The sequence below is a fragment of the Streptomyces sp. NPDC002054 genome, assembly GCF_040296685.1.
Lineage (GTDB): Bacteria > Actinomycetota > Actinomycetes > Streptomycetales > Streptomycetaceae > Streptomyces.
This window is the reverse complement of the sequence record NZ_JBEOXT010000032.1, coordinates 18,504-42,995: the sequence shown is the minus strand read 5'-3', so window position 1 is coordinate 42,995 and position 24,492 is coordinate 18,504. Positions and strand designations below refer to the sequence as shown.

At 72.3% G+C, this 24,492-nt stretch carries 30 protein-coding genes; 9 read left to right on the top strand and 21 right to left on the bottom strand.

Translation table 11 applies throughout. The features are described 5' to 3' along the window. Positions 1 to 22: 22 nt before the first annotated feature. A complete protein-coding gene (locus ABT123_RS26810) occupies positions 23 to 475 on the bottom strand; it encodes a hypothetical protein (protein ID WP_351319181.1) in 453 nt (150 codons plus the stop codon). After that, positions 468 to 935 carry a GNAT family N-acetyltransferase gene (locus ABT123_RS26805; protein WP_351319179.1) on the bottom strand — a complete coding sequence of 156 codons (468 nt, stop codon included), beginning with the start codon at positions 933 to 935 and terminating at the stop codon, positions 468 to 470. The genes ABT123_RS26810 and ABT123_RS26805 overlap by 8 nt, the downstream gene beginning before the upstream one ends. An 80-nt stretch (positions 936 to 1,015) precedes the next feature. Between ABT123_RS26805 and ABT123_RS26800 the strand changes: the two genes are divergently transcribed. The 4 genes from ABT123_RS26800 to ABT123_RS26785 all read left to right on the top strand — a co-directional run bounded on the left by ABT123_RS26800 (position 1,016) and on the right by ABT123_RS26785 (position 4,181). Next, a complete protein-coding gene (locus ABT123_RS26800; RefSeq protein ID WP_351319177.1) occupies positions 1,016 to 1,858 on the top strand; it encodes a hypothetical protein in 843 nt (280 codons plus the stop codon). Between the two features lie 69 nt (positions 1,859 to 1,927). Next, entirely contained in the window at positions 1,928 to 2,497 is a 570-nt protein-coding gene (locus ABT123_RS26795; protein ID WP_351319175.1) for a hypothetical protein, read from the top strand. A 113-nt stretch (positions 2,498 to 2,610) separates the two neighbouring features. After that, positions 2,611 to 3,018 (top strand): YciI family protein, encoded by a 408-nt coding sequence (locus tag ABT123_RS26790; protein WP_351319173.1) that lies wholly within the window; start codon positions 2,611 to 2,613, stop codon positions 3,016 to 3,018. 17 nt (positions 3,019 to 3,035) lie between these two features. After that, the gene (locus ABT123_RS26785; RefSeq protein ID WP_351319328.1) at positions 3,036 to 4,181 is read left to right on the top strand and encodes an RNA polymerase sigma factor; all 1,146 of its coding nucleotides are present in this window, start codon (positions 3,036 to 3,038) and stop codon (positions 4,179 to 4,181) included. A gap of 146 nt (positions 4,182 to 4,327) precedes the next feature. Here ABT123_RS26785 and ABT123_RS26780 read toward each other — a convergent pair whose 3' ends face one another. Together ABT123_RS26780 and ABT123_RS26775 are read right to left on the bottom strand one after the other, a co-directional pair. Further along, entirely contained in the window at positions 4,328 to 4,549 is a 222-nt protein-coding gene (locus tag ABT123_RS26780) for a hypothetical protein (protein WP_351319171.1), read from the bottom strand. Positions 4,550 to 4,664: 115 nt separating this feature from the next. Beyond that, the gene (locus ABT123_RS26775) at positions 4,665 to 5,423 is read right to left on the bottom strand and encodes a phosphoglyceromutase (RefSeq protein ID WP_351319169.1); all 759 of its coding nucleotides are present in this window, start codon (positions 5,421 to 5,423) and stop codon (positions 4,665 to 4,667) included. Between the two features lie 153 nt (positions 5,424 to 5,576). On the opposite strand from ABT123_RS26775, the gene ABT123_RS26770 reads away from it, so the two are divergent. Beyond that, the gene (locus tag ABT123_RS26770) at positions 5,577 to 6,899 is read left to right on the top strand and encodes an MDR family MFS transporter (RefSeq protein ID WP_351319167.1); all 1,323 of its coding nucleotides are present in this window, start codon (positions 5,577 to 5,579) and stop codon (positions 6,897 to 6,899) included. Here ABT123_RS26770 and ABT123_RS26765 read toward each other — a convergent pair. Both ABT123_RS26765 and mshA read right to left on the bottom strand, forming a co-directional pair. Further along, entirely contained in the window at positions 6,877 to 7,371 is a 495-nt protein-coding gene (locus tag ABT123_RS26765; RefSeq protein ID WP_351319165.1) for a type III secretion system chaperone family protein, read from the bottom strand. The genes ABT123_RS26770 and ABT123_RS26765 overlap by 23 nt on opposite strands. Continuing rightward, entirely contained in the window at positions 7,364 to 8,734 is a 1,371-nt protein-coding gene (gene mshA, locus ABT123_RS26760) for a D-inositol-3-phosphate glycosyltransferase (protein WP_351319163.1), read from the bottom strand. Before mshA ends, ABT123_RS26765 begins: the two co-directional genes overlap by 8 nt. A gap of 209 nt (positions 8,735 to 8,943) precedes the next feature. Here mshA and ABT123_RS26755 point away from each other — a divergent pair, with 209 nt between their 5' ends. From ABT123_RS26755 to ABT123_RS26745, 3 genes are all read left to right on the top strand, one after another. Further along, positions 8,944 to 9,759: a class I SAM-dependent methyltransferase gene (locus tag ABT123_RS26755; protein ID WP_351319161.1), complete on the top strand. Its 816-nt coding sequence runs from the start codon at positions 8,944 to 8,946 to the stop codon at positions 9,757 to 9,759. Positions 9,760 to 9,962: 203 nt separating this feature from the next. Next, positions 9,963 to 11,024: a C40 family peptidase gene (locus tag ABT123_RS26750; RefSeq protein WP_502971060.1), complete on the top strand. Its 1,062-nt coding sequence runs from the start codon at positions 9,963 to 9,965 to the stop codon at positions 11,022 to 11,024. A gap of 221 nt (positions 11,025 to 11,245) precedes the next feature. Further along, entirely contained in the window at positions 11,246 to 12,550 is a 1,305-nt protein-coding gene (locus ABT123_RS26745; protein WP_351319159.1) for a PP2C family protein-serine/threonine phosphatase, read from the top strand. Between the two features lie 17 nt (positions 12,551 to 12,567). Here the strand turns inward: ABT123_RS26745 and ABT123_RS26740 are convergent, their stop codons facing one another. The 8 genes from ABT123_RS26740 to ABT123_RS26705 all read right to left on the bottom strand — a co-directional run bounded on the left by ABT123_RS26740 (position 12,568) and on the right by ABT123_RS26705 (position 18,735). Continuing rightward, entirely contained in the window at positions 12,568 to 12,897 is a 330-nt protein-coding gene (locus tag ABT123_RS26740) for a DUF2516 family protein (protein WP_351319157.1), read from the bottom strand. A gap of 121 nt (positions 12,898 to 13,018) precedes the next feature. After that, positions 13,019 to 13,594: a hypothetical protein gene (locus ABT123_RS26735; protein WP_351319155.1), complete on the bottom strand. Its 576-nt coding sequence runs from the start codon at positions 13,592 to 13,594 to the stop codon at positions 13,019 to 13,021. Positions 13,595 to 13,619: 25 nt separating this feature from the next. After that, positions 13,620 to 14,009, bottom strand: a complete 390-nt coding sequence (locus ABT123_RS26730; protein ID WP_150208536.1) for a helix-turn-helix domain-containing protein — start codon at positions 14,007 to 14,009, stop codon at positions 13,620 to 13,622. 77 nt (positions 14,010 to 14,086) lie between these two features. Beyond that, a complete protein-coding gene (locus tag ABT123_RS26725; RefSeq protein ID WP_351319153.1) occupies positions 14,087 to 15,028 on the bottom strand; it encodes a sigma-70 family RNA polymerase sigma factor in 942 nt (313 codons plus the stop codon). Positions 15,029 to 15,077: 49 nt separating this feature from the next. Next, positions 15,078 to 15,866: a putative protein N(5)-glutamine methyltransferase gene (locus tag ABT123_RS26720; protein WP_351319151.1), complete on the bottom strand. Its 789-nt coding sequence runs from the start codon at positions 15,864 to 15,866 to the stop codon at positions 15,078 to 15,080. Then, positions 15,867 to 16,775: an RNA polymerase sigma factor SigJ gene (sigJ, locus tag ABT123_RS26715; protein WP_351319149.1), complete on the bottom strand. Its 909-nt coding sequence runs from the start codon at positions 16,773 to 16,775 to the stop codon at positions 15,867 to 15,869. Between the two features lie 92 nt (positions 16,776 to 16,867). Further along, positions 16,868 to 18,112 (bottom strand): GNAT family N-acetyltransferase, encoded by a 1,245-nt coding sequence (locus ABT123_RS26710; protein ID WP_351319147.1) that lies wholly within the window; start codon positions 18,110 to 18,112, stop codon positions 16,868 to 16,870. Between the two features lie 41 nt (positions 18,113 to 18,153). Next, complete coding sequence (locus ABT123_RS26705) at positions 18,154 to 18,735, bottom strand: RsiG family protein (RefSeq protein ID WP_351319145.1); 582 nt, start codon at positions 18,733 to 18,735, stop codon at positions 18,154 to 18,156. Positions 18,736 to 18,899: 164 nt separating this feature from the next. Between ABT123_RS26705 and dtd the strand changes: the two genes are divergently transcribed. Further along, positions 18,900 to 19,325 (top strand): D-aminoacyl-tRNA deacylase, encoded by a 426-nt coding sequence (gene dtd, locus ABT123_RS26700; protein WP_351319143.1) that lies wholly within the window; start codon positions 18,900 to 18,902, stop codon positions 19,323 to 19,325. Between the two features lie 11 nt (positions 19,326 to 19,336). Here the strand turns inward: dtd and ygfZ are convergent, their stop codons facing one another. The 7 genes from ygfZ to ABT123_RS26665 all read right to left on the bottom strand — a co-directional run bounded on the left by ygfZ (position 19,337) and on the right by ABT123_RS26665 (position 24,425). Next, entirely contained in the window at positions 19,337 to 20,302 is a 966-nt protein-coding gene (gene ygfZ / locus ABT123_RS26695) for a CAF17-like 4Fe-4S cluster assembly/insertion protein YgfZ (protein WP_351319141.1), read from the bottom strand. A 9-nt stretch (positions 20,303 to 20,311) separates the two neighbouring features. Then, positions 20,312 to 20,749, bottom strand: a complete 438-nt coding sequence (locus tag ABT123_RS26690; RefSeq protein WP_351319139.1) for a Fur family transcriptional regulator — start codon at positions 20,747 to 20,749, stop codon at positions 20,312 to 20,314. Positions 20,750 to 20,792: 43 nt separating this feature from the next. Continuing rightward, positions 20,793 to 21,365, bottom strand: coding sequence for a heme-binding beta-barrel domain-containing protein (locus tag ABT123_RS26685; protein ID WP_351319137.1), 573 nt, complete (start codon positions 21,363 to 21,365; stop codon positions 20,793 to 20,795). 250 nt (positions 21,366 to 21,615) lie between these two features. Then, positions 21,616 to 22,500 (bottom strand): hypothetical protein, encoded by an 885-nt coding sequence (locus ABT123_RS26680; RefSeq protein ID WP_351319135.1) that lies wholly within the window; start codon positions 22,498 to 22,500, stop codon positions 21,616 to 21,618. After that, positions 22,497 to 23,306, bottom strand: coding sequence for a hypothetical protein (locus ABT123_RS26675; protein WP_351319133.1), 810 nt, complete (start codon positions 23,304 to 23,306; stop codon positions 22,497 to 22,499). Before ABT123_RS26675 ends, ABT123_RS26680 begins: the two co-directional genes overlap by 4 nt. After that, on the bottom strand, positions 23,303 to 24,058 hold the full coding sequence (locus tag ABT123_RS26670; RefSeq protein ID WP_351319131.1) for a hypothetical protein: 756 nt from the start codon (positions 24,056 to 24,058) through the stop codon (positions 23,303 to 23,305). Before ABT123_RS26670 ends, ABT123_RS26675 begins: the two co-directional genes overlap by 4 nt. Positions 24,059 to 24,149: 91 nt before the next feature. Beyond that, positions 24,150 to 24,425 (bottom strand): DUF3099 domain-containing protein, encoded by a 276-nt coding sequence (locus tag ABT123_RS26665; RefSeq protein ID WP_351319129.1) that lies wholly within the window; start codon positions 24,423 to 24,425, stop codon positions 24,150 to 24,152. Positions 24,426 to 24,492 lie beyond the last annotated feature (67 nt).

The following is a 24,492-nucleotide window of genomic DNA, read 5'->3' as shown; positions in this document are numbered from 1 at the left end:
CTTCGCTTACCCCGGCGGCCCTTCAGTACGTCTCCACGGCCGGGGCCGGCGACCAGTGCGGCGGCAGCTCCTGCCCCTCGCCGCGGAAGCAGCGGGCCGGGAACCGGCGGTGCCACCAGGCGCCGCCGCGCTCGCCCATGCCGGCGCCGGGGCCGGCCATGGGGCGGGTTGCGGCGAAGAACCGGTCGTCCCAGCGGTCGAGCTCGGGCTGCCGGGTCAGCCGCACCCGCTCGGTGAGCAGCGGCCAGGCCGCGCGCAGCCAGTCCCGGCAGGCGAGCTCACCCCGGTACTCCCAGGCGAAGGCCAGGTCGAAGCCGGCTTCGATGTCGACGACCACCAGCCGCCAGCGGGCCAGCGCCTCGTTCAGACTCCCGAAACCACTGCCGGCCGCCCGGGCGGCGGCGTGCACGGAGGCGTAATCCTCCGGCCCCAGCTCCTCGCCCGACGAGGCCTCGCCCATCGGGGTCTCAGGCATCGAGGTCGAGCACGCCGACCGTCTGACCGCCGCTGGTCTCGCCGGTGAGGCGGAAGCCCAGCTTCAGATAGAACTGCTCCGGCCCGCCCTCCCCCGGCTCCCAGGTGGTGAACAGCCGGTTCCCCCCGCGCCGCCGGATCTCCGCGGCCACCGCCTCCACCGCGTACCGCCCGTACCCGCGGCCCTGCGCATCGGCGCCGATGTTCAACCGCCACAGCCCGCTGCGCCGGTCCTCGGGGTCCTTCTCCGGATCCCACTGGATGTCGAGGAAGGCCATCAGGAACCCGACCAGGTCCTCCCCGTCGAAGATCAGCCGCGGCCAGGCGGTCTCGCCCCACGCGTAGGCCTCGGCGAGCGAGTGCGCGACCGGCTCGACATTCTTCTCCTGCTCGGGCCGTATCCGGAGTTCGATCCCCGCTTCGACATTGGCGGGGGTGATCTTCTCAAGGCGCAACGTCATCCGCGCAAGGTAACAAGGCACGGCCCCGCTGCCCACGGAGTTTCCGCAGTTCCGGGCCCGGTGGGGGCTACGGTCGGCGGGTGAGCCAGATCGAGGAGCGTGCCGAGCGCGCTGGACCCTTCACCACCCGGCTGACCTGGCGCCTCGCGGACGGTGGCACCGCGGTCTGGGAATCGCGCCCGGCCCGCAAGCGCGGTCTGCTGACCGTTCGCGCCGAGGGCGAGCCGGAGTCCCGCTCCCGGACGGCGGATCGCGTGTCCGTCGGCCGGCTGCGCAGGCTGAACGCCATTGCCGCCGGTGCGTTCACCGTCGGTGGGGCCCTGTTCGCGCTCGGAGCCGGCGTCGCCCAGTTCGGCTCCGCCGGCCGGACCGGCGCCTGGATCTACTTCGCCGGCGGCCTGTTCTTCAACACCGGCGGCTACGCCTCACTCCTCCAGGCGGTCAACGCCCCCCGCCGGGACGCCGGAGCCGGTTCGCCGGCCGCGGAACGCTGGAGGTGGTGGAGCTACGAGCCCGGCCGGATCGACTGGCTCAGTACCTTCGTACTGTTCGTGGGAACGCTCGTGTTCGGCATCAACCTGCTGAGTTCCCTGCTGCAGGGACTCTCCGTGCAGCAGGTGAACCGGCTGGTCTGGGCGCCCGACATGGTCGGATGCATCCTGTTCCTGATTTCGGGGCACCTCGCGCTGCTCGAGGTCTGTCACGGCCGGCCGGGCATCCGTCCCCGAGAGCTCGGCTGGTGGATCGTCGCGGTCAATCAGCTCGGGTCCGTGCTCTTCATGCTTTCGGCCCTGGCCGCCTTCACGCGCCCGGCGACCGGAAGCCCCGTCAACATCGACATCGCCAACTGGGGCACTCTCGCAGGAGCGTTGTGCTTCTCCATCGGAGGCGTAGTCCAGTTCTTCGAGCGCCCCCAGGCGTAGCCACCGACCCCTCGAAATGATCAGATGGAGACACCAAAAATGGTGTGACGGACGGTTCGGGGGGACCGAATGACGACAACTGGGGATGCCGACACCGCAGATGCGACGGCGACAGCGACAGCCGGACGGCGGCGGCGCATCCGCCGCTCGGCGATCGCGGGGGCCTGCACCATGGGCGGGGTGTTCGCCGCAAAGATCTCGATAGCGGCATTCAGCGCCGAGTTCGCGTGGTGGGCCGTCGTGCCGCTCGCCGTCCTCTTCGGTGCGGGCGGGGCGTGGGCCGGCGCCCGGGAGGGCCGGGTGGAGGGCGTTCGCGAGGAAGCACTCGAGCCGGGCGAGATGGTGCTGACCGCCTACGCCGTCCTCCCTCTCACCGAGGAGGGTCCCTTCCTCACGGACTACGAGTTCACCCCTTTCGAGTTGCGCGTGACGAACCGGGGGCTCCAGCTCTGGGAACGGGCGGAGCAGCTCTGGAGCCACCCCTGGCGGACCCTGCACCTGACGAACGACGACGGCTGGGTCCTCGTCCACCACGAGGAGCTCGTGATCGCGGAACTTCAGGTGCAGACCCCGGACGGCTCACCGGACGAACTGCTGCTCGCCGCGGACCGGCTGCGCACCCGCTCGCGCCACCACTGACGCTGACGAACCGGCCGAAAAAAATCCGGCCGGCGATGTCGAGAAGCCGTGGCCGGCTCCGTCCCCGGTGTGAACGCGACCAGAATGGGCCGCACAGCACCGAGGAGAACACGATGGCCAAGTACCTGCTGCTCAAGCACTACCGCGGCGCCCCGGCTGCGGTCAACGACGTACCCATGGACCAGTGGACGCCGGAGGAGATCTCGGCCCACATGCAGTACATGCACGATTTCGCGGCGCGGCTCGAGGGGACCGGCGAGTTCGTCGACGGTCAGGCGCTCGCCCCGGAGGGAACCTTCGTCCGGTACGACGGCGAGGGGCGCCCGCCGGTCACCGACGGCCCGTTCGCCGAGACCAAGGACCTCATCGCCGGCTGGATGGTGATCGACGTCGACAGCTACGAGCGGGCCGTCGAGCTGGCCGGGGAGCTGTCGGCCGCGCCCGGGGCGGGCGGGAAGCCGATCCATGAGTGGCTCGAGCTGCGCCCGTTCCTGACCGCGCCGCCCACCATCACGGAGTGACCTCAGCCGTGAACTCCGTGAACGATGTCCTGCTCCGGAGCCTCACGCCGAGCGTGATCGCGATCCTCGTCCGCCGCGGAGCCGACTTCGCGGCGGCCGAGGACGCCGTGCAGGACGCGCTGGTCGAGGCGGTCCGCGTCTGGCCGGCCGACCCTCCGCGGGACCCGAAGGGCTGGCTGGTCACCGTGGCCTGGCGCCGGTTCCTGGACTCGACCCGGTCGGACGCCGCCCGCCGCCGGCGCGAGGACCGCATCAGCGAGGAGCCGGCCCCCGGGCCCGCGCCCTCGGCGGACGACACGCTCCGGCTCTACTTCCTGTGCGCCCACCCGTCGCTGACTCCGTCGTCCGCGGTCGCCCTCACACTGCGCGCCGTCGGCGGGCTGACCACCCGCCAGATCGCCCAGGCCTACCTGGTGCCCGAGGCGACCATGGCGCAGCGCATCAGCCGGGCCAAGCGGACCGTCTCCGGCGTCCGGTTCGACCAGCCCGGCGACGTCGCCACCGTGCTGCGCGTCCTCTACCTGGTCTTCAACGAGGGCTACTCCGGCGATGTCGACCTCGCCGCCGAGGCCATCCGGCTCACCCGGCAGCTCGCGGCCTCGATCGACCACCCCGAGGTGGCGGGGCTGCTCGCGCTGATGCTGCTCCACCACGCCCGGCGCGCCGCCCGGACCGCGCCCGACGGCAGCCTGGTGCCGCTCGCCGAGCAGGACCGCGGCCGGTGGGACACCGCGTCGATCGCCGAGGGCATCGGGATCCTGCAGGCGGCCCTCGCCCGCGACCGCCTGGGCGAGTTCCAGGCCCAGGCCGCCATCGCGGCACTGCACGCCGATGCGCCCAGCGCCGAGGAGACGGACTGGGTGCAGATCGTCGAGTGGTACGACGAGCTCGCGCGCCTGACCGACAGCCCGGTCGTCCGGCTCAACCGCGCGGTGGCCGTCGGCGAGGCCGACGGACCGCGCGCCGGCCTGGCGGCACTCGCGGCGCTGGACGCCTCCCTGCCCCGCCACACGGCGGTGGCGGCGTACCTGCACGAGCGCGCCGGCGACCTGGCGACGGCGGCACGGCTGTACGCGGAGGCAGCCCTGAAGGCAGCCGACCTCGCCGAGCGCAACCACCTGACGCGCCAGGCGGCCCGGCTCAACGCCCGGCGGCGTCGCTGACGGGTCGCTCGGTCAGGAAGGTCTCGTTCTCCCCGAAGTCCGGGGCCTGGAAGGGGTCCGTCGCCGGAGGCGGCGACGCGGCGGCGGCATGGCCGGGCGTCCCTTCCGGAGCGGAGAACAGCGAGGTCAGGTCGATGACGGGTCTCCTACAGCTTGCTCATCTTGGTGTACGGGCTCAGGATCCGCTCGCGCACCGAACCGAAATCGACGAGTGCCGCGATTCCGTCCTCGATGCCGATCACGCGGCCGAGACCGTACATGTCGTGTGTGACCTGGTCGCCCACCGCGAACTGCTTGGGAGGCGGGGCGACCGGGGCCTTGAAGGGGCTGGTAGGCAAATAGCGCTTGGATGCAGCTGGCTTTGTCATTGCCCCCAGTATGCGCCCGCGTGTCTCCATTCGCAGCGGCCGGCCGCAACCGGAATGGCAAGAAGCCCCCCGCCCGCCGAGAACCGGCAGGTGGGGGGCCGTCCTGTGACCGAGGCTACTTCTTGCCCTGGTTCTTGACCGCCTCGATGGCGGCAGCCGCGGCCTGCGGGTCGAGGTAGGTGCCGCCCGGGTTCAGGGGCTTGAACTCGGCGTCCAGCTCGTAGGCGAGCGGGATGCCGGTCGGGATGTTGAGGCCGGCGATGTCGGCGTCGGAGATGCCGTCCAGGTGCTTGACCAGGGCGCGCAGCGAGTTTCCGTGGGCGGCGACCAGGACGGTGCGGCCGGCCAGCAGGTCCGGGACGATGCCGTCGTACCAGTACGGCAGCATGCGGACGACGACGTCCTTCAGGCACTCCGTCTTCGGGCGGAGCTCCGGCGGGATGGAGGCGTAGCGCGGGTCCTCGGACTGCGAGAACTCGGTGCCGTCCGCGAGCGCCGGCGGCGGGGTGTCGTAGGAGCGGCGCCACAGCATGAACTGCTCCTCGCCGAACTCGGCGAGGGTCTGGGCCTTGTCCTTGCCCTGCAGCGCACCGTAGTGGCGCTCGTTCAGACGCCAGGAGCGGTGGACCGGGATCCAGTGGCGGTCGGCGGACTCCAGGGCGAGCTGCGCGGTGCGGATCGCGCGCTTCTGGAGGGACGTGTGGACCACGTCGGGGAGCAGGCCGGCGTCCTTGAGCAGCTCACCGCCGCGGACCGCCTCCTTCTCGCCCTTCTCGTTGAGGTTGACGTCCACCCAGCCGGTGAACAGGTTCTTCGCGTTCCACTCGCTCTCGCCGTGGCGGAGGAGGATCAGCTTGTACGGTGCGTCGGCCATGCGTACGAGCCTAATGGACGCTCGCGGGGGGCGTGTCCGGCGTCCGGCCCTCGGTCGATTGACACAGCCCGTCAATTGAGTGGCGCCGGAAACACCCCCAGTCGTAATGTCCAGCCCAGCGCCGCACCACTTACATCGCCGGGGGGATTCCGTATGTCCGTTGCCACGATGAGACAGGCGGCACGCGAGAGCGTGTCGGGTCTGCCCCGCGCGTTCTGGTGGCTCTGGGCGAGCACCCTGGTCAACCGGCTCGGGGCCTTCGTCGCCACCTTCATGACCTTGTACCTGACCCAGGACCGGGGCTATTCGGCCTCCTTCGCGGGACTGGTGGTGGCGCTCCACGGGCTGGGCGGGGTCATCTCCTCCCTGGTCGCCGGGGTGATGACGGACCGGCTGGGGCGGCGGCCGACGCTGCTGGCGGCGCAGGCCTCGACCGCCTTCTCGGTGGCGCTGCTCGGCTTCATGGAGCATCCGGCGGCGATCGCGGCAGTGGCGCTGCTGGTGGGCATGACCTCGAACGCCTCCCGTCCGGCGGTGCAGGCGATGATGTCCGACATCGTCCGTCCGGAGGACCGGGTCCGGGCCTTCGCGCTGAACTACTGGGCGATCAACCTCGGCTTCGGGGTCAGTGCGGTGGCGGCCGGGTTCGTGGCGGAGTACAACTACCTCGCCGGTTTCCTGGGCGAGGCGGCGCTGACGCTGGTCTGCGCGGTGCTGGTGTTCGTCAAGCTGCCGGAGTCGCGGCCGGAGCGGGACCTGTCGGCGGACGCCGTCGCCGAGCCGGAGGTCCGGCTGGGGACGGTGCTGCGGGACGGCCGCTACATGGGTGTGGTCGGGCTGTCCTTCCTGATCTCGCTGATCTTCACGCAGGGGTCGGTGGGGCTGCCGGTGGCCATGGGCGAGGCCGGGTTCACGCCGGGCGACTACGGGCTGGTGATCATGGTCAACGGCCTGCTGATCGTGCTCCTGCAGATCCCGGTGACCCGCTTCATCGAGCACCGCGACCCGCAGAGGCTGCTGGTGGTCTCGGCGCTGCTGGCCGGGTACGGCTTCGCGATGACGGCCTTCGCCGGGTCGATCGCGGTGTACGCGCTGACGGTCTGCATCTGGACGCTGGCGGAGATCGTGAACTCGCCGACCCAGATGGGCCTGGTGGTCCGGCTCTCGCCGCTGCACGGGCGCGGGCGCTACCAGGGGGTGTACACGATGTCCTGGTCGGTGGCTGCGCTGGTCGCGCCGCTGATGGCGGGGTTCGTGATCGACAGGTACGGGGCGGGCTGGCTGTGGGGGGCGACCGGGGTGCTGGGGACGGTCGCCGCGGTGGGGTACTGGGTCCTGATGCGCGGCCTCCCCAGCGAAGCCCCCGCGCCCGCACCCGCACCCGAGCCGGACCCCGCCCCGGCCCCGGCGGCTCCGGCAGCCCAGGCCCCGGCGGCCTGCCCGGCCTCGAGCCCTACGGCGCCTTCGGCTGCGTGAGGTGGCGGAAGGCGTCCAGGTTGTACGTCGGCTCGCCGCGCGAGACCCGCCAGTCGTACTCCCGCCGGATCGCGCTCGCGAAGCCGAGCTCCAGCAGCGTGTTGAAGGAGCCGTCGGCCGCCTCCAGCACGGTGCCCAGGATCCGGTCCAGCTCCTCCGGGGTGATCACCGACAGCGGGAGCCGGCCGGCCAGGTAGATGTCGCCCAGCGCGTCCACCGCGTAGGAGAGGCCGCCGTACAGCTTGAGGTTGCGCTCCAGCAGCCAGCGGTGCACGGCCGCCTCGTTCTCGTCCGGGTGACGGATGACGAAGGCGTTGACGGACAGCGAGTGGCGGCCGACCCGCAGGGAGCAGGTGGTCGACAGCTTGCGGGTGCCGGGCAGTTTGACGACGTACGAGCCGGGTTCGGGGGACTCCCATTCCAGCTCGGCTCCGGTCAGCGTGTGCTCGATGATCGCCGCGTGATCAGCCATGGTGGGAGCGTACGCGACGGCGATGATCATGCATGGCCGCGGTGTACACGTCGGCCGTGCCGCTCGCCGCCGTGTCCCAGCCGAAGAACTGCGCGTGCCGGGCGGCTTCCCGGCCCATCCGGTCGGTCAGCGCGGGGTGGTCGGCGAAGCGCTGCAGCCGGGCCGCCCAGTCCGCCGGATCGTGGCCGGGTACGAGGATGCCCGTCACCCCGTCGTTGACGGCGACCGGGAGTCCGCCGACCGCCGCGGCCAGCACCGGGGTGCCGGCCGCCTGCGCCTCGATCGCGACCAGCCCGAAGGATTCGTTGTACGAGGGCATGACCAGCACCGATGCCGCCCGGAACCAGTCCACGAGCCGGTCCTGGCCGACCGGCGGGTGGAAGTGCACCAGGTCCGCGATGCCCAGCTTGGCGGCCAGCTTCTGCAGGCCTTCCGGCTTCGCCAGCCCGCTGCCGCTCGGCCCGCCGACCACCGGGACGAAGAGCCGGCCGCGCAGCGAGGGGTCCCGGTCGACCATCACGGCGACGGCGCGCAGCAGAATGTCGGGGGCCTTCAGCGGCTGGATGCGGCCCGCGAAGAGGGGGATCAGGGCGTCCTGCGGGAGCCCGAGGCGGGCCCGGGCCGCGGCCCGGCCGTCGCCGACGGTGAACCGCTCCAGGTTCACCCCGGGGTGGACGACGGCCACCTTGGCGGGGTCGGCGTCGTAGTGGCGGACCAGTTCCTCGGCCTCCTCCGCGGTGTTCGCGATGAGGCGGTCGGCGGCGGTCACGATCTGGGTCTCGCCGATCACCCGGGCGGCCGGCTCCGGGGTGTCGCCCTCCGCCAGCGCCGCGTTCTTGACCTTGGCCATGGTGTGCATGGCGTGCACCAGCGGGACGCCCCACCGCTCGGCGGCGAGCCACCCGACATGGCCGGAGAGCCAGTAGTGGGAGTGGACGAGGTCGTAGTAGCCGGGGCGGTGCCCGGCCCAGGCCTGCATCACGCCGTGGGTGAAGGCGCAGAGCTGGGCGGGCAGCTCCTCCTTGGCGAGGCCTTCGTACGGGCCGGCGTCGACGTGCCGCACCAGTACGCCCGGGGACAGCTCCACGACGGGCGGCAGCCCGCCCTCGGTGGCCCGGGTGAAGATCTCCACCTCGATGTTGATGGCGGCGAGCCGCTTGGCCAGCTCCACGATGTACACGTTCATGCCGCCGGCGTCGCCGGTGCCCGGCTGGTGCAGCGGGGAGGTGTGCACGCTGAGCATGGCCACCCGGCGCGGCTTGCGGTGCTGGCCGAACTCCGGCAGGCGCAGCCGGGGCGGGTCGTAGCGGGTGATGCGGCCGGCGGCACGCCTGCCTCCGAGCCGGGATACGTACTGGCTCAAGGGAGCAGTCCTCTCGGTCGGTGGCTCCGGCAGTCGCCGGCAGTCGCTCACAGGCAGGGCAGGTGTGGCAGGGCATGGCTGGGCGGGAGCGCGGGCGCTCCTCAAGGGGTGCAACCGGTGAGGCCCCGCCCGGCATTCCGCGCCGGGCGATTTGCTTGGGCGTTTGCCGGATTTTTATTCGGTCCGGGCGTTCCGCTTACTCTCGGCACATGAGTTCCCGCCCGTCCCCGCCGAGCCGTACCGCCCGTCCGGTCGGCACGGTGACCCGCGGGACGACCAATCCGAACCGGCTGCGCCGGATGGACCGCTGGATCGCGGCGGTGCACGGGCCGGCCCTGCGCCGGGCGGAGGAGCCGGTGGCCGTGGACCTGGGGTACGGGGCGGCGCCCTGGACGGCGGTGGAGCTGCTGGCGCGGCTGCGGACGGCGGCCCCGCGGGTCCGGGTGGTGGGCATCGAGATCGAGCCGGCCCGGGTGGCGGGGGCGAAGCCGTACGAGCGGGAGGGCCTCAGCTTCCGGCACGGCGGGTTCGAGGTGCCGCTGGCGGGCGGGGAGCGGCCGGCGCTGATCCGGGCGGCGAACGTGCTGCGGCAGTACGACGAGGAGCAGGTCGCCGAGGTGTGGGCGCGGCTGTGTGCACGGCTGGCGCCGGGCGGGCTGCTGGTGGAGGGGACCTGCGACGAGATCGGGCGGCGCCATGTGTGGGTGGCGCTGGGGCCGGAGGGGCCGCGCACGGTCACCTTCGCGACCCGGCTGGGCTCCCTGGACCGCCCCTCGGACCTGGCCGAGCGGCTGCCGAAGGCGCTGATCCACCGCAATGTGCCCGGTGAGCCGGTGTACGCGTTCCTGCGGGACTTCGACCGGGCGTGGGCGGCGGCTGCGCCGTACGCCTCGTACGGGGCGCGGCAGCGGTGGATCCGTACCGCGCGGGCCCTCTCCGGCGACTGGCCGCTGGCGGACGGGCCGGGGCGGTGGCGGCAGGGCGAACTGACGGTGCGCTGGGACGCGTTGCGTCCGGTGGGGTGAACCCGGGCGGCCGGGGAACCGGTTGCGGGCCGGGGCCGTTGAGTCGTGGTGGGAGGGGCGGGGCCGGGGGTCATGATCGGGCGGTTGTCCACAAGGCTGTTGGAATTCGCCGAGTCGTGGCACCATCCCGAATGCAGTGAGAAGTTACTGATGAATAGTCAGATCTGACCGACAGGCAGATCTGCCATGTGTCTGGGGGGACCGTGAACCGACGGCGTCGTGGCGGAGTCGCGCTCGCACTGCTGTGCGCGATGGCCATACTCTCCACCCCGGGCCTGGCCGGCACGGCCTTCGCCGCCCCGGGCGCCCCGGAGCCCGGTCCCGGCGCCAAGTCCCTGGAACAGGTGCGCAAGGACATCGAGGAGCTGTACCGGCAGGCCGGCACGGCCACGGATGCGTACAACCAGGCCGAGACCGAGACCAAGCGGCAGTCCGACCAGATCGTGTCGCTCGCCAAGCAGATCGCCGCCGGGCAGGACCGGATCACCGTCCTCAAGAACCGCGCGGGCGCCGCCGCCCGTGCCCAGTACCGCTCCGGGGGCCTGCCGCCGGGCGCCCAGCTGGCCATGAGCCGCGATCCGGGGCAGTTCCTCGACGGGGCCGACCGGCTGCGCCAGGGCGAGAAGGCGACCGCCGGGGTCCTCTCCGAACTGAACGAGACCCAGGCCGACTTGCAGCAGTACGCCAAGGACGCGACGGCGCACTGGCAGACCCTGGAGGCCAACCGGGTCAAGCAGGAGTCGGCGAAGAAGCAGATCGAGGACAAGATCAAGGCCGCCGAGGAGCTGGAGAGCAAGCTGGAGGCCGAGGAGAAGGCCCGGCTGCTGCAGCTGGAGCAGGAGGCCCAGTACCAGGCCCAGAAGGCCTGGCTGAACACGGGCGCGATCAAGGACGCCAAGGGCGCGGCGACGGAGGCCGGGAAGCGGGCGGTCCAGTTCGCCACCGCGCAGATCGGCAAGCCGTACGTATGGGGCGCCGAGGGCCCGGACTCCTTCGACTGCTCCGGCCTGACCTCCAAGGCGTGGCTGGCGGCCGGCACGAACATCCCGCGCACCTCGCAGGAGCAGCTGAGGCTGCTGCCGAAGATCGCCGTCAAGGACATGCGACCGGGCGATCTGATCATCTACTTCGACGACGCGAGCCATGTGGCGATGTATGTGGGCGACGGTGCGATGGTGCACGCCCCCCGCCCCGGCCGGAAGATCACTATGGCGGGCGCCGGATCGATGCCGATCAAGGCGGTGGTCCGCCCGGACACCCAGTAGGTCCTGGTCCTGTCCGGACCGTGGGCCGACCCGTCCCGGCCACCGAGACCGGTGGGCCGCCCGGGCGTGATGTTTGTCATCCCGCGACCCGGGACTTCGCCCCTGATAAGGGCATATGCCGGAGGCCCGCTCCCACACGGCCATTCCGTCGGCCCGGCATGGCCCGCTAGGGTCGGCACGCAGCGCGCGCCAGCCTCGGGGGGAGGGAAGGAACCGAGACGATGACCGTACCCGTACCGCGGCAGAGGGACACCCCGGCCGCGGAGAGCGGTCAGCCCGGCGCACCTCCGCAGGCGCTGACCCTGCTGGTGATCCAGGACGACCCCGGCGGCGGCCTCACGGTCCCCGAGATCCTCGACGCCGACGGCCAGCGCATCCGGATCCGCACCGCCCGCAACCTCACCGAGGCCGCCCGGCTGCTCACCCAGGACGTGCACTGCATCCTGCTCGACCTGAGCCTGCCCGGCAGCGCCGCCCGCACGGTCGGCGTGGGCAACGGCCACCCGGGCCCGGCCGCCGCCGCCCGCACCGCCACGGCGGTGGAGTCCGGCACCGACGAGCTGGCCACCCTCCGGCAGGTGCTCCGGATCGCCCCGCGGCACGCCGTCCTCGTCCTGACCGCCGAGGCGGACGCGGACCGGGCCGCCGAAGCGGTCCGGGTCGGCGCCCAGGACTTCCTGTTCCGCGACGAGCTGGACGGCCGGCTGCTGAGCCGCGCCATCCGGTACGCGGTGGAACGCAAACGGGCCGACATAGCCCAGTACAAGCTCGCGGAATCCCGGCTCCGAGCCCAGGAGAACGCCCGGCTCGAACGCGGCCTGCTCCCCACCCCGCTGCTCGAAGGCGCCGACCTCCGGTTCGCCGCCCGCTACCGGCCCGGCCGCAGCCGCGCCCTGCTGGGCGGAGATTTCTACGACGCCGTCCGCACCCCCGACGGCACGGTGCACGCAATGATCGGCGACGTCTGCGGGCACGGCCCGGACGAGGCCGCCCTCGGCGTCGAGCTGCGCATCGCCTGGCGCGCCCTGACCCTCGCGGGCCTGTGCGGGGACGACCTGCTGGCCACCCTCCAGGAGGTGCTCGAGGTCGAGCGCCCCTGCGAGGAGATCTTCGCGACGCTCTGCACGGTGGACATCTCCCCCGACAGCCGCCGCGCCGGACTGTGCCTGGCCGGCCACCCGGCCCCGCTGATAACCAGGCCGGGCCGCCCGGCGACGCTCCTCCCGTACGAGGACAGTGGCCCGGCGCTCGGACTGCTGCCGCGCGCCCGCTGGCCCCGCCGCCAGGTGGAGCTGGGCGGCACCTGGAGCCTGATGCTCTACACCGACGGCCTGATCGAGGGCCGCATCGGCACCGGCCGGGAACGCCTCGGACAGGACGGCATGGTCGAGATGATCAACCGGCACCTGGAGCGCGGCCTGCGCGGCGAGGGGCTGCTGGAGGCGGCCGTCACCGAAGCCCGCCGCCTGAACGGCGGCGAGCTCACCGACGACGTCGCCGTCGTCCTCCTGGACCGCGCGGGCTAGGCCGCCCTGTCCGGGATCTAGCGGTTGCCGTTGTAGGGGCCGTACGGCCCGTCACTGCTGCTGCCGCGGCGCCCGCCACCGGACACCCGCTTCAGCGCGGGCTTCACATCGACCATGAACACGATCGTGGCGATGAGCCCGGCGATCTGCAGGAACAGCATGCCCAGGAACAGGTCGACCGCCACCGTGATCCCGAGGATCACCAGCCAGAACGTCTTGGTCTGCTTGTCGGCGGCCCGGTAGGCATCCTCCCGCGCCACCAGCGCGAACACGAAGGCCACGACGGCGAGCACCAGCATGGCGAGCCCGAGCAGCGCCACGACGGAATTGAATCCCTGAATCAACATGCCCCTCTACCGCCTCACGACGCGCTTGGCCTCTGTTCCGTCCACGCTACAGACAGAACGGACCGGACACCGTGAAGGTGCCCGGTCCGCCCCGTCGTCACTCCGTCACTCCGTCACTTCGTCACTCGACGGGTGCTGCCTTCTTCGCGGCGCTCTTGCGCGTGGCGGTCCGCTTCGCGGCCGGCTTCTCCGCGTCGGCGTCGGACTGGGCCGCCGCCGACTCCGACTCGGGCGCGGACGCCGGCTCGACCACCGCGGCGACATCGATGATGTCCTCGGCGACCTCGCCGCGCCACTGCCGCACGGCCTGCTCGCCGTGCTCGGCGACCCGGTCGTACGTCTCCTTGGCGCGCACCGCGTACTCGGCGGCCACCCCGACCCCGCGCAGCGCGAGATCCTGGGCGCTCTCCCCGAGCTTCTTGGCGTCGATCTTCTTCGGGTCGATCGACCCGAGCGCCCCGACCACCCCGACGACCTTGGCGGCAACCGCCTCCAGGTCCTCCTTGGCCCGCTCCTGCACGGCCTTGGGGTCGGTGTTGCGCACCGCCTCGATCCGCGCCGGCGCCTCGGCCCGCAGCTGGTCGATCAGTCCCGGCACCTTCTTGGCCTGCTGCACGGCGTAGTCGGCCGTGCCGGCGGCGAAGTAGAGCGGAGTCGGGTCGGTCAGGGTCTTCTTCAGGTCATCGGCGATGGCCATCTTGCCGGTCCTCCCGGATCGCATTTCACTTCGTGGACGGCACCTCGTCAGCGGGGGGCTCGCCCTCGCTGAGCGCGTTCTCCTTGCGGAACGATTCGTAGATCTGCAGCAGTACCTGCTTCTGCCGCTCGTTGATGGACGGGTCGCCCAGAATGACGGCCCGTGTCTCCACCTCGTCCCGGTCCCGCTCGTCGAGGATCCCGGCCTGCACGTACAGCGTCTCCGCGGAGATCCGCAGCGCCTTGGCCAGCTGCTGCAGGATGTCCGCGCTCGGCTTGCGCAGCCCGCGCTCGATCTGACTGAGATACGGATTCGACACCCCTGCCGCATCGGCGAGCTGCCGCAACGAGAGCTGCGCCTGGCGGCGCTGCTCGCGCAGGTACTCGCCGAGATTCCCGACATTGAGGGATGCCATGTCCTGATCCTCCCGCATCTTGCTAACTTTTGCAAGCAACTGCTTGCAACATCTCCCACCCGCTCGGCGCGGCCCGGTCAGGCGTGGAAAGCGGCCACCTCCAGGGCGGACAGGCGCTCGGGGTCGGCCACCACGTCGATGGCGAGGATCCGGCCGCCCCTGACGAGGAAGGCCATGACGGACAGCGCTGTGCCGTTCGCGGCGACCGTCACGCCCGCCGTGCCGTTGATCAGGGCCGGCCGGGCGAACGGCGAGAGGCCGCCGAAGGTGACCGCCTGGCCGGCGACCGTCTCGGCGCCGCGGTGGACGACCGTCAGGCGGGCGCGGACCACGCCGCCGTCGGAGCGCAGCACCACATCGGGGTCGAGTACGGCGACCAGCGCCTCGAAGTCCCCGTCGCGCGCCGCGGCGAAGAAGGCGTCCACCACCGCACGCTGCGTGGCGAGGTCCGGGTCCGGAGCCGGGGCCTGGCCCTGGACCCGGCGGCGGGCCCGGCTCGCGAGCTGCCGGGCGGCGGCCGGGGTCCGCTCGATCAGCGGGGCGATCTCGTCGAACGGCACGGCGAACATGTCGTGCAGGACGAAGGCCAGCCGCTCGCCCGGCGTGAGCGATTCGAGTACGACCATCAGCGCCAGCCCGACCGAGTCGGCGAGCAGCACCTCCTGCTCCGGGTCGACGGTGTGCTCCCGGCCGAGGACCGGGTCGGGCATCCCCGCCCCCAACAGTCCCGCCCCCAACAGCCCCGTCTCCAGCGGATCCTCGCGCCGCTGCTCGCGCGTGCGCAGCAGGTTCAGGCACACCCGCGCCACCACCGTGGTCAGCCAGCCGCCCAGGTTCTCGACCCCGCTGGTGTCGGTCCGGTCGAACCGCAGCCAGCCCTCCTGCACCGCGTCCTCGGCCTCACTGAGGGACCCGAGCATCCGGTAGGCCACGGACCGCAGGTGCGCCCGGTGCTCCTCGAACCGTGCTGCCCGCTCTGCCTGTTCTGCCCGTTCCGCCGATATCGCCGTCTCGTCCACCCCCCAGTTGTAGCCGGAAGATCAACAACCTGGCGGCCGAACCGCGAACTCAGGCCAGCGGACGCCGGCCCGTGACCACCGTGGCCGACCATTCCTCCGACGTGGCCGCGTGGACCGCGAGGCCCGCCGAGGTCATCGCCGAGGCCGTCGCCGGGGACTGCCGGGTGCTCGTCTCGATCAGCAGGTGCCCGCCCTCGGCCAGCCAGGGCAGGGCCCCCTCGGCCACCCGGCGCTGGATCGACAGGCCGTCCGGGCCGCCGTCCAGGGCCGTGTGGGGTTCGTGGTCGCGGGCCTCCGGCGGGAGCAGCGCGATGGAGTCCGTGGGGACGTACGGGGCGTTCACCACCAGCAGGGTGATCCGGCCGCGCAGACCGGCCGGAAGGGCATCGTAGAGGTCGCCCTCGTGGACCTGGCCGCCGTACGGGGCGACGTTGCGCCGGGCGTAGCCGAGCGCCACCGGGTCGATGTCCGCCGCATGCAGCTCCGCGCCGGGCACGGCCGCGGCCACCGCCGCGCCGACCGCCCCCACCCCGCAGCACAGGTCCACGACCACCGCACCCGGGCGGGCCAGCGCCGCCGCCTGCTGCACCAGGAACTCGGTGCGCCGGCGCGGCACGAAGGCGCCCTCCCCGACCGCCATCCGCAGTCCGCAGAACTCCGCCCAGCCCACGACATGCTCCAAGGGGTGGCCGACCGCCCGGAGTTCCACCATCCGCGCGAGGTCCGCGCCCTCCGCCGCCGCGCCCAGCAGCAGTTCCGCCTCCTCCTCCGCGAACACGCAGCCCGCCGCGCGGAGCGTGTCCACCACCCACTGTGCCTTTGCCGTGTCTGCCGTCACTCAGTCCTCCAAGACCGTCACATCGAGTCGTTCCAGTCGTGCCGGGTCGGCCAGGACGTCGATCGCGACAATCCTGCCCCCGCTCACGGTGAAGCCCATCAGCGCCACCGGCTTGCCCTCCCGCATGCTCACCACCCCCGGCGACCCGTTCACCAGCGCCGGGCGCGCGGACGGCGACAGCCGCTGGAAGGTGAGCGCCTGCCGGGCCACCGCCGCCGCGCCGCGCACCAGCCGCGAAGCGCCGCCGCCGGCCTCCCCCAGGTCGACCCGGAGCACCACCTCCGGGTCCAGAACCGCCAGCAGTTCCTCGAAGTTGCCGTTCCGGGAGGCCGACAGGAAGGCGCCCATCACCTCCCGCTGCCGGGTCAGGTCCGTGTCCGGCACCGGCGCCGCCCCCTGCACCCGCCGGCGGGCCCGGCTGGCCAGCTGGCGGGCCGCCGCCGGGGTCCGCTCCACGATGGGCGCGATCTCCTCGAAGGGCACTCCGAACATATCGTGCAGGACGAACGACAGCCGTTCGGCGGGCGCGAGCTGCTCCAGTACGACCAGCAGCGCCAGCCCCACCGAGTCGGCCAGCAGCACCTCCTGCTCCGGGTCGAGCCCCTCGGGCGGGCTCAGGATCGGTTCCGGCACCCGCACCCCGAGGGGTTCCTCGCGCCGGGCGCGGCGGATGCGCAGCTGGTCCAGGCAGACCCGGGCGACCACCGTGGTCAGCCAGCCGCCCAGGTTCTCCACTTCGCGGGTCGAGCTGCGGTCGAGCCGGAACCAGGCCTCCTGGACGGCGTCCTCCGCCTCGCTGAGCGAGCCGAGCATCCGGTAGGCGACCGCCTGGAGATGCGTCCGCCGCTCCTCGAAGCGGGCCGCCAGGAAGGCCCGGTCGTCACGGACTTCGCTGTGTTCGTAGGTCATGCCCTTCTGACGCAGCCGCAGCAGCGGATGTGACCGCCCCCGCCGCCCGGAGCCCGTCAGCCGCCCGGAACCCGTCAGCCGCCCGGAGCCCGTCAGAAGACGTCCGGGCACCACGGCCGCCGGGCCGTGCGGAACACCGCGTCCGCCAGCGCCACCGCTCCCGGCCGCAGCTCCCGCACCAGGCCGAGCGCCGCCAGCCGGGCCGCCGAGCCGTCGCCCAGGTAGAGGGCGCCCAGCGCGCCGATGCCGAGCACCAGGTCCGGATCGGCGTCGGTGGTCCCACAGGTCCCGGCGCCCGCGTCCAGCAGGTAGCGGCCTGCCGCCAGGCCCTGCGGGTCCTCGACCTCCAGCACCAGCCGGCCCGGCACCTCGTACGTCCGCGCGCCGAGCGCCCGTACCACGTCCAGCAGCCGCACCCACAGCATGTCCACCGCGGTCACCGTGCGAGCCGCGCGCGGGTCCGGGAGGAACTGCGGGAGGAGATCGTCCGGCGGCCGGTACCCGGTGCGGACCTTCAGCACCCAGTCGATGGAGCAGAGGAAGTGCCACAGGGCGCGCTCCGCCTGCGGGGTCACCGCCAGCAGGTCCGTGACGTGCACGGTGTTCAGCGGGACCTTCGCGTCCGTCCAGTGGTCGTCGGCCCGGTAGGCGGCGTAGCCCTGTGCCTCACCGTCGGCCGACCGGTACACGGCGAAGTACTTCTCCTTGTACGGGCGGGAGTCGAGCGCTTCCAGACCGGTGGCCAGGCTCCACCACCGCTCGTCGCGGTCGACCACGCCTGGGGTGGCCGCGCGCAGCCGCTCGTGCAGTTCCGGGCCGGTCCGGCGGGCCGCGGCTGCGTCCACCAGGTCGATCCGGCCGCCGTCGTCGGGCACCGGCCGGCTGCGGTCCAGGCCGGTGCGCGCGACGTCGATCTCCCATTCCGCCGTCGAGGTGGCGGGCCCGAACCCGTACCGGCCGTAGATCGGGTACTCGGCGGCTATCAGCGTGGCCAGCACGTCGCCGCGCTCCTTGGCCGCCGCGAGGTCCGCCGTCATCATCCGGGTGAGCAGGCCGCGGCGCCGGTGCGTGGGCAGCACCGAGACGGCGGAGACCGCGTTCGCGGGGAGCACCGCGCCGCCGGGCACGGTGAGTTCCTGCGCGAACGTCCGGAACGTGGCCACGCAGCCGCCGGTGTCGGAGTCGAAGGCCCCCACCATCCGGTTGAGGTCGTTGTACTTGATCCGCTGGGCGACGTCTCCGTCCGTGACCAGGGGTGAGGACAGGAAGGCGGTCTGTACCGTGCGCAGCCATGCGGCCAGCTCGGATTCTGTGACGGGACGGATGTCGGCGCTCATGGCAGGCACGCTAGCCGCCGGTCCGCGGCCCGTCGCCCGAATTACGCCAGCAGATCGTCCACCTGCGCCTCGCCCTCCCGGTACCGGCGGGTGATCTCGGCGCTGCAGTCGTCGGCGGTGCGCTGGAGCTGCTGCCGGCGCCGGGACACCTGCTGCTCGTACCGGACCAGCCGGCCCATGGCGTCGTGCAGTTCGGCGTCGGTACGGGCGGCCAGGTCGGAGAGTTCCACATCGGCCAGCATCTCGGCGGCCAGCAGCCGGAACTCCTCGCTCTGCGGGGTGCCGAGGGTGACGTGGCGGGCGGAGGCGCTGCGGCTGGAGGGGGCGTCGGCGAGGATCTCGGACAGCCGGTCCACGACCACCGCCGGGATCTCCCGGCCCGCCGGCCCCGCCTGGTCGGTCCGCCGGGCCAGTTCGGCGCGCAGGATGTCGATCCGGCCCTGCAGGATTCTGCGGATGTAGCTCAGGTCGGCCTCGTCGCGCTGGGCGTCCCGGCGCAGGGCCCGCAGTTCGGGCAGTCCGAGCCCGGGGACGCCGGAGGGCTGCGCGTCCGCGTTGCGCTGCGCGGGCGGGCGCACCGCCGACACCGGGCCTGCGGCTGCAGAGGTACCAGAAGTATTCATACGAACGTGTCCGTCCCCTCGACCGGTGCATCCGGGGTCTCCCCGGGCCCCCAGGGCCCGGGGGATGCACCGCCTCCGTGCATCGTGCCACTGACGGTGGGGCAGGCGCAGTCTCAGTGCACCCGATCGGCCCCGGACGGGTGCACGCCTGGTACACAGGTGGTATGCGAGCAGTGGTGCAGAGGGTGGACGGCGCGAGCGTGGTCGTGGCCGGTGAGACCGTGGGCGAGATCGTCGGCGAGGGGCTGTGTGTGCTGGTGGGGGTGACCCACGAGGACACCCCGGAGAAGGCGGCGCAGCTGGCGCGCAAGCTGTGGTCGCTGCGGATCCTGGAGGGCGAGAAGTCCTGCAGCGACAACGGTGCGCCGCTGCTGGTCGTCTCCCAGTTCACGCTCTACGGGGACGCCCGCAAGGGCCGCCGCCCCACCTGGAACGCGGCGGCGCCCGGGGACCTTGCGGAGCCGCTGGTGGACGAGGTGGTGGCGCAGCTGCGGAAGCTGGGCGCGACGGTGGAGACGGGCCGGTTCGGTGCGGACATGCGGGTCTCGCTCACCAACCACGGCCCGTTCACCGTGCTCCTCGACCTGTAGGACTCAGGGACTCAGGGGGCGACGACGACCTCCTGGGCCGCCGCGGTCGAGCCGGCCAGCAGCGCCGCGTCCACCGGGACGTTCCGCTTGACCAGCGCGAGGGCGATCGGGCCGAGCTCGTGGTGGCGCACCGAGGTGGTGACAAAGCCCAGCTGGCGGCCCTCGGGGCCGTCGGCGGCGAGCCGTACCGGCGTCCCGTGCGGCGGCAGCAGCACCTCGGAGCCGTCCAGGTGCAGGAAGACCAAGCGGCGCGGCGGCTTCCCCAGGTTGTGGACGCGGGCGACCGTCTCCTGGCCGCGGTAGCAGCCCTTCTGCAGGTGCACCGCGGTGCCGATCCAGCCCAGCTCGTGCGGGATGGTGCGGTGGTCGGTCTCCAGGCCCAGCCGCGGGCGGTGCGCCTCCACGCGCAGCGCCTCGTACGCCAGGAGGCCGGCGGCGGGGCCGTGGTCGGCGGCGAAGGCGGTCAGCTCGGCGCGCGGCAGGAACACGTCGCGGCCGGCCGGGGTCTCCCGTACGACGTACTTCTCGGCGAGTTCGGTGATGGAGCCGGCGGGCAGGTGCACGACCGCGAAGTCGGCGGTCCGGTCGGCGACTTCCACCCGGTAGAAGAACTTCATCGACTCCAGGTAGGCGATCAGCGCCGGCACGGTGTCCGGTTCCACGTGCGCCCAGACCGTCTCGCCGTCGTCGACGAGGTAGAGCGCGTGCTCGATGTGGCCGTTGGCGGAGAGGATCAGCGCCTCGGTGGCCTGCCCGGGCGGCAGTTCGGTCAGGTGCTGGGTGAGCAGCAGGTGCAGCCAGCTCAGCCGCTCCGGTCCGGTGACGGTGAGGACTCCGCGGTGCGAAAGGTCGACGAAACCGCGGCCGTCCGCGAGCGCGCGCTGTTCGCCGTACAGCTCTCCGTAGTGGGCGGCGACGCCTTCGTCACGGCCTTCGGCCGGTACGGCACCGGGCAGATTAAGCAAAGGGCTGGTCATAGGCCAAGCCTACGACTGCTCGTCCCGCTGCTTGGCGGCGCACTTCCGGCAGCGGCCGAAGATCGCGAAGTGCTTCATGTCGGTCTCGAAGCCGAAGGTGGCGTGCAGTTTGGCGATGAACTCGGAGGCGATGCCCTGCTCGGCCTCGATGACGTCCCCGCAGTCCCGGCACACCAGATGGATGTGGTGATGGCGGTCGGCGAGGTGGTACGTCGGTGCACCGTGCCCGAGATGGGCGTGCGAGACCAGCTTGAGCTCCTCGAGGAGCTCAAGGGTCCGGTACACGGTGGAGATGTTCACCCCGGAGGCGGTCTTCCGCACCTCGACGAGGATCTCGTCCGGGGTGGCGTGCTCCAGGGTGTCCACGGCCTCCAGCACAAGCTGGCGCTGCGGGGTCAGCCGGTAGCCGCGCTGCCGCAGATCGCTCTTCCAGTCGGTGCTCGCCACCCGCCCAGTGTACGGGCGGGTGGCGCAACCGGGCGGTTGCCGGTCAGCGGAAGAAGGCGATGCCGTCGTCCGGCATGTCGGGGAGGTTGCGCGCCATCTCGGCGACCTCCTCCGGGGTGACGACCTTCTTCAGCTGGGCCGACATGTACGGGCGCAGCTCGACGTCCGGGGTGGCCTTCTCCCCGACCCACATCAGGTCGCCCTTCACATAGCCGTAGAGGCGCTTGCCACCGCTGTACGGGCCGGACGCGGCGGTGCGGGCGATCGCGTCGGTGACCAGGTCGATCTGCGGCTTCCGGTCGGCGAGCTCGCCGTACCAGACCTCGACGACGCCCTGGTCGCGGACCATGACGGTCTCGACCTTGCGGTCGGAGTCGATACGCCAGTAGCCGGTCTCGGACTCCAGCGGGCGGACCTTCTTGCCCTCGGCGTCGAGCACCCACGTGTGCGAGACGTACTCCAGGAAGTCCCTGCCGTCGTGGCTGAAGACGACCTCCTGGCCGAAGTTGCACTTCTCTTCACCGGGGAAGTCGAAGACGCCCGCGCCCTCCCAGGTGCCGAGGAGGAAGGCGAGGGGGACGAGGCCCGGGTTCAGGTCGGACGGGATCTGGATCATGAATGGCTGCTCAGGCGATCTGTGGGAGGGGTCGGTGAACCGGAGGTCAGCGCTGGCCCTGGTAGAGCTTCGCGACGGCCAGCGCGGTGAAGGCGAGGACGCCGACGGCGACCAGGACCAGCAGGGAGGTGAAGACTGCCTCAAGCACGGGGTGCTCCTCGGAGGGGTCGGTTCGGGTGGCTACGGGGCCGGTCCCCAAGCCTACTGGCCCGGGGACCTGGCCACTCTGTGAGGTCTGCCGTTGGGCCGGTCAGCCCAGCAGCTGGTTCTGCAGGATCACCGTCTGGTGGAAGGGGACGGCGGCTGGCTCGGCGCCCTTGCGGGTCTGGAGGACCACGGCCTGGAGGTCGCCGGACTGGATGCAGGCGAGCCGGACGGCCTCGTCGCCGGCGGGCGGGGCCTCCCGCATGACCGTGACGTGGTTGTCCACGTCGACGCTCTGCGTGTCGTAGCCCCGGGTCCTGCCCTCCTCCCGCTTCGCCGCGCTCCAGGTGTCGTCGTCCGCCAGCGCGGCACCTCCGACCGGCGCCAGGTGGGAGGTGCAGCCGCTGAACGCGTCCGTGAACGCCGAGGTGTGGAAACGCAGCAGGTAGATGCGGGTGCGGGTGCCGTCGGGCGTGGTCCAGCCGCGGACCGCGATCTGCCGCAGGCCCTCGTCCCGCAGCTGCTCCTTCAGGCCGGGCCGGGAGTCCGGAACGTACTCCGCCAGGAAGCTGTCCGGGGTGACGGTGCCGTCCTGCCCCGGCTTCAGCCCGTCGTCCGGCCGGGCCCCGGCGGGGGCGGGCAGCAGCAGCCCGGTCAGGGCCGCGTAGTGCACCCCGTCCCGGTTGTCCGCGGCAAACGGCAGCGGGGCGCCCTTCGGCAGCTCCGGCTTGCGGATCTCCGGATAGTCCCAGCGGCCGTCGGGCTCGGTGGCGAGGCCGGGGACGTCGGTGCGCTCGCGCCCGGTGATCTCGTACGTGACGGCCGTGCCGGCGCCGGCGAAGACCAGCAGGGCGGCGGTCCAGCGCAGCACACCGAAGGCGAGCCGCCGGCGCCGGGCGGACCGCGCCGGGGCTGCGGGGCCCAGGGTGGCCTCCGGGGCGGTTTCCTGGGCCGGGGCCGGTTCCGCGGCTTCGGGCTGCTGGGCGGTCATGCGGACTCCCCGGGGGACTGCAGGTGGGTCAGCTGGTTCTTGAGGACCTTGATCGCGTCGGAGACGCGGAGCGGCTTGCCCTCGTACGCGCGGAAGATGACCAGGTGGTCGCCTTCGACCGCCACGCACTCCAGGGACTCGACCAGGTCCTTGTCCTTGTCCTGGTCCTTGGGATCGATGCTCATCAGCCAGCACTTGGCCTGGGGGAAGCCGTCCACCGTGGGCGGCTTGCTGCCCTTGTCGGCCGCCAGGCCGAGCAGTTTCCCGGTCAGCGCGGCGAATTCGCCCAGCGCCTTCGGGTCCGCCTGCATCAGGTGGATCTCGCTGACCATGCCGTATCCGTCCCGGTAGCTGCGTCCCGCGATCCCCTTGAGTTTGAGCTGGGCGAGAGCCTTGTCCCGCTCCTTGCGTTCGGTGCCGGACAGGCCGGTCCGCTGCTCCTTCAGACGCTCGACCGCCTTCGCGCCGGGGACGAAGAAGTCGTTGCCCTCCGCGCCGAAGTCCGGGCCGGGCCGGAACTGCTGCGGCATCGGCAGCAGCTTGGCGGCCAGCGGGTGCCGGGGGGCGGTCGGCTGCTCCTCCGCCGTCGCGGACAGGTCCGCCGCCGGGGCGTCCGCAGGCGTCCAGTAGCGGGTCGGGGAGGCGTGCTCGGCCTCGGTGAACTTCTGGGCGCTCACGACGCAGGCGCCCAGCACGCCGAGGGCGGCGAGACCGCCGACGAGCATGGCGCCCTGCCGGCGGCGGTTCGGCCGGCTCTGCTCCGGCGCATCCGGGGCGGGCGTGACGTCGTCCTGCAGTTCGATCACAGTCGCTCCAGCTGGCGCTCGACGAGGCTCATGACGGTCTTCTCGGTGATGGGCTTGCCGCGCTGGTCGGCGTACCAGAGGTCGAGCACGGTGTCGCCGCGCCGGACGATGGCCCGGGCCCGGCTCAGCGGGTGGTATCCCGGCTTCGTCTTGACCGGGTAGATCCAGACCCTGCCGTGGTCGCGCGAGACGCCCGGAACCACCACTCCGTCGTGTCCGGCGTACTCGTCGTCCGGCTGGTACTTCGACTGGCTCACCCGGTAGTCCTCGGCTCCCGCCCGGTCCTGGAACTGGATCAGCCGGAGCTCGACGCGCCGGTCCTCGTTCTCCGACCACCGGCTCAGCGCGACCCGCCGCAGCCCGTCCGAGGCCAGCCGGCCGGACATCCCGGCGGGCCGCTCGAAGAAGTCGGTCACGAACTGCTCCAGCGGCTCGTAGCCGGACCACGCGTCCTGCATTCCGCCGGGTGCCGGGAGCAGCGCCTTCGTCAGGTCCTCGTCGGACCGGTGGCGGCGGTTGGCGTTGATGGTCTGCTCGGTGGTCGCATCGTCCGCGGCCACCGGCTTCGGGGCCGGGAGGTGCTGCTGGGCCAGCGGCGGCAGCGGGGTGGGCGCCCGGCCGCTCTGGACGGCGTATCCGGTGGCCGTGCCGGCCAGGATGCCGAGCGCGGCTGCCGCCGCGATCAGGGCGACCGTACGGCCGACGCGGCGCGTGGCGCGGCCGGGTCCGGGGCCGATCTGTTCGGATTCCAAGAAAGTCCCCCCACAGGACATGAGCCACAGGTTCCGTCACCTGTGCACACGCAAGACCCGTGCCGAGGGAAAGCAGTTGTACGCGCCGGTATTACGGTTCGGCATCCCCGTGGCGCCGCGGCTTGCCGTCCAGTTCGTCCCACCATTCGTCCGAGGTCGGATCGCCCGAGGGGTCGTCCCACCAGCGGTCGTCCGGGCCGCGCCGGTTCGCGATCATCGCGGCGACCGGCGGGATGACCATCGCCACCACGCACAGGGCCACGGCCGCCTCCACCGACCACAGCCGCACGAAGCTCCAGGCGGAGACGAAGAGGAAGAGACATCCGCCCATGAGCAGGAAGTAGACGCGTCGGCGCCGGGCGTACATGCCTCCAGGGTAGGCGGGCCGGCCGCGGACGGCACGAAGGGCCGCACCCCGGTACAGTGGCGTCCAA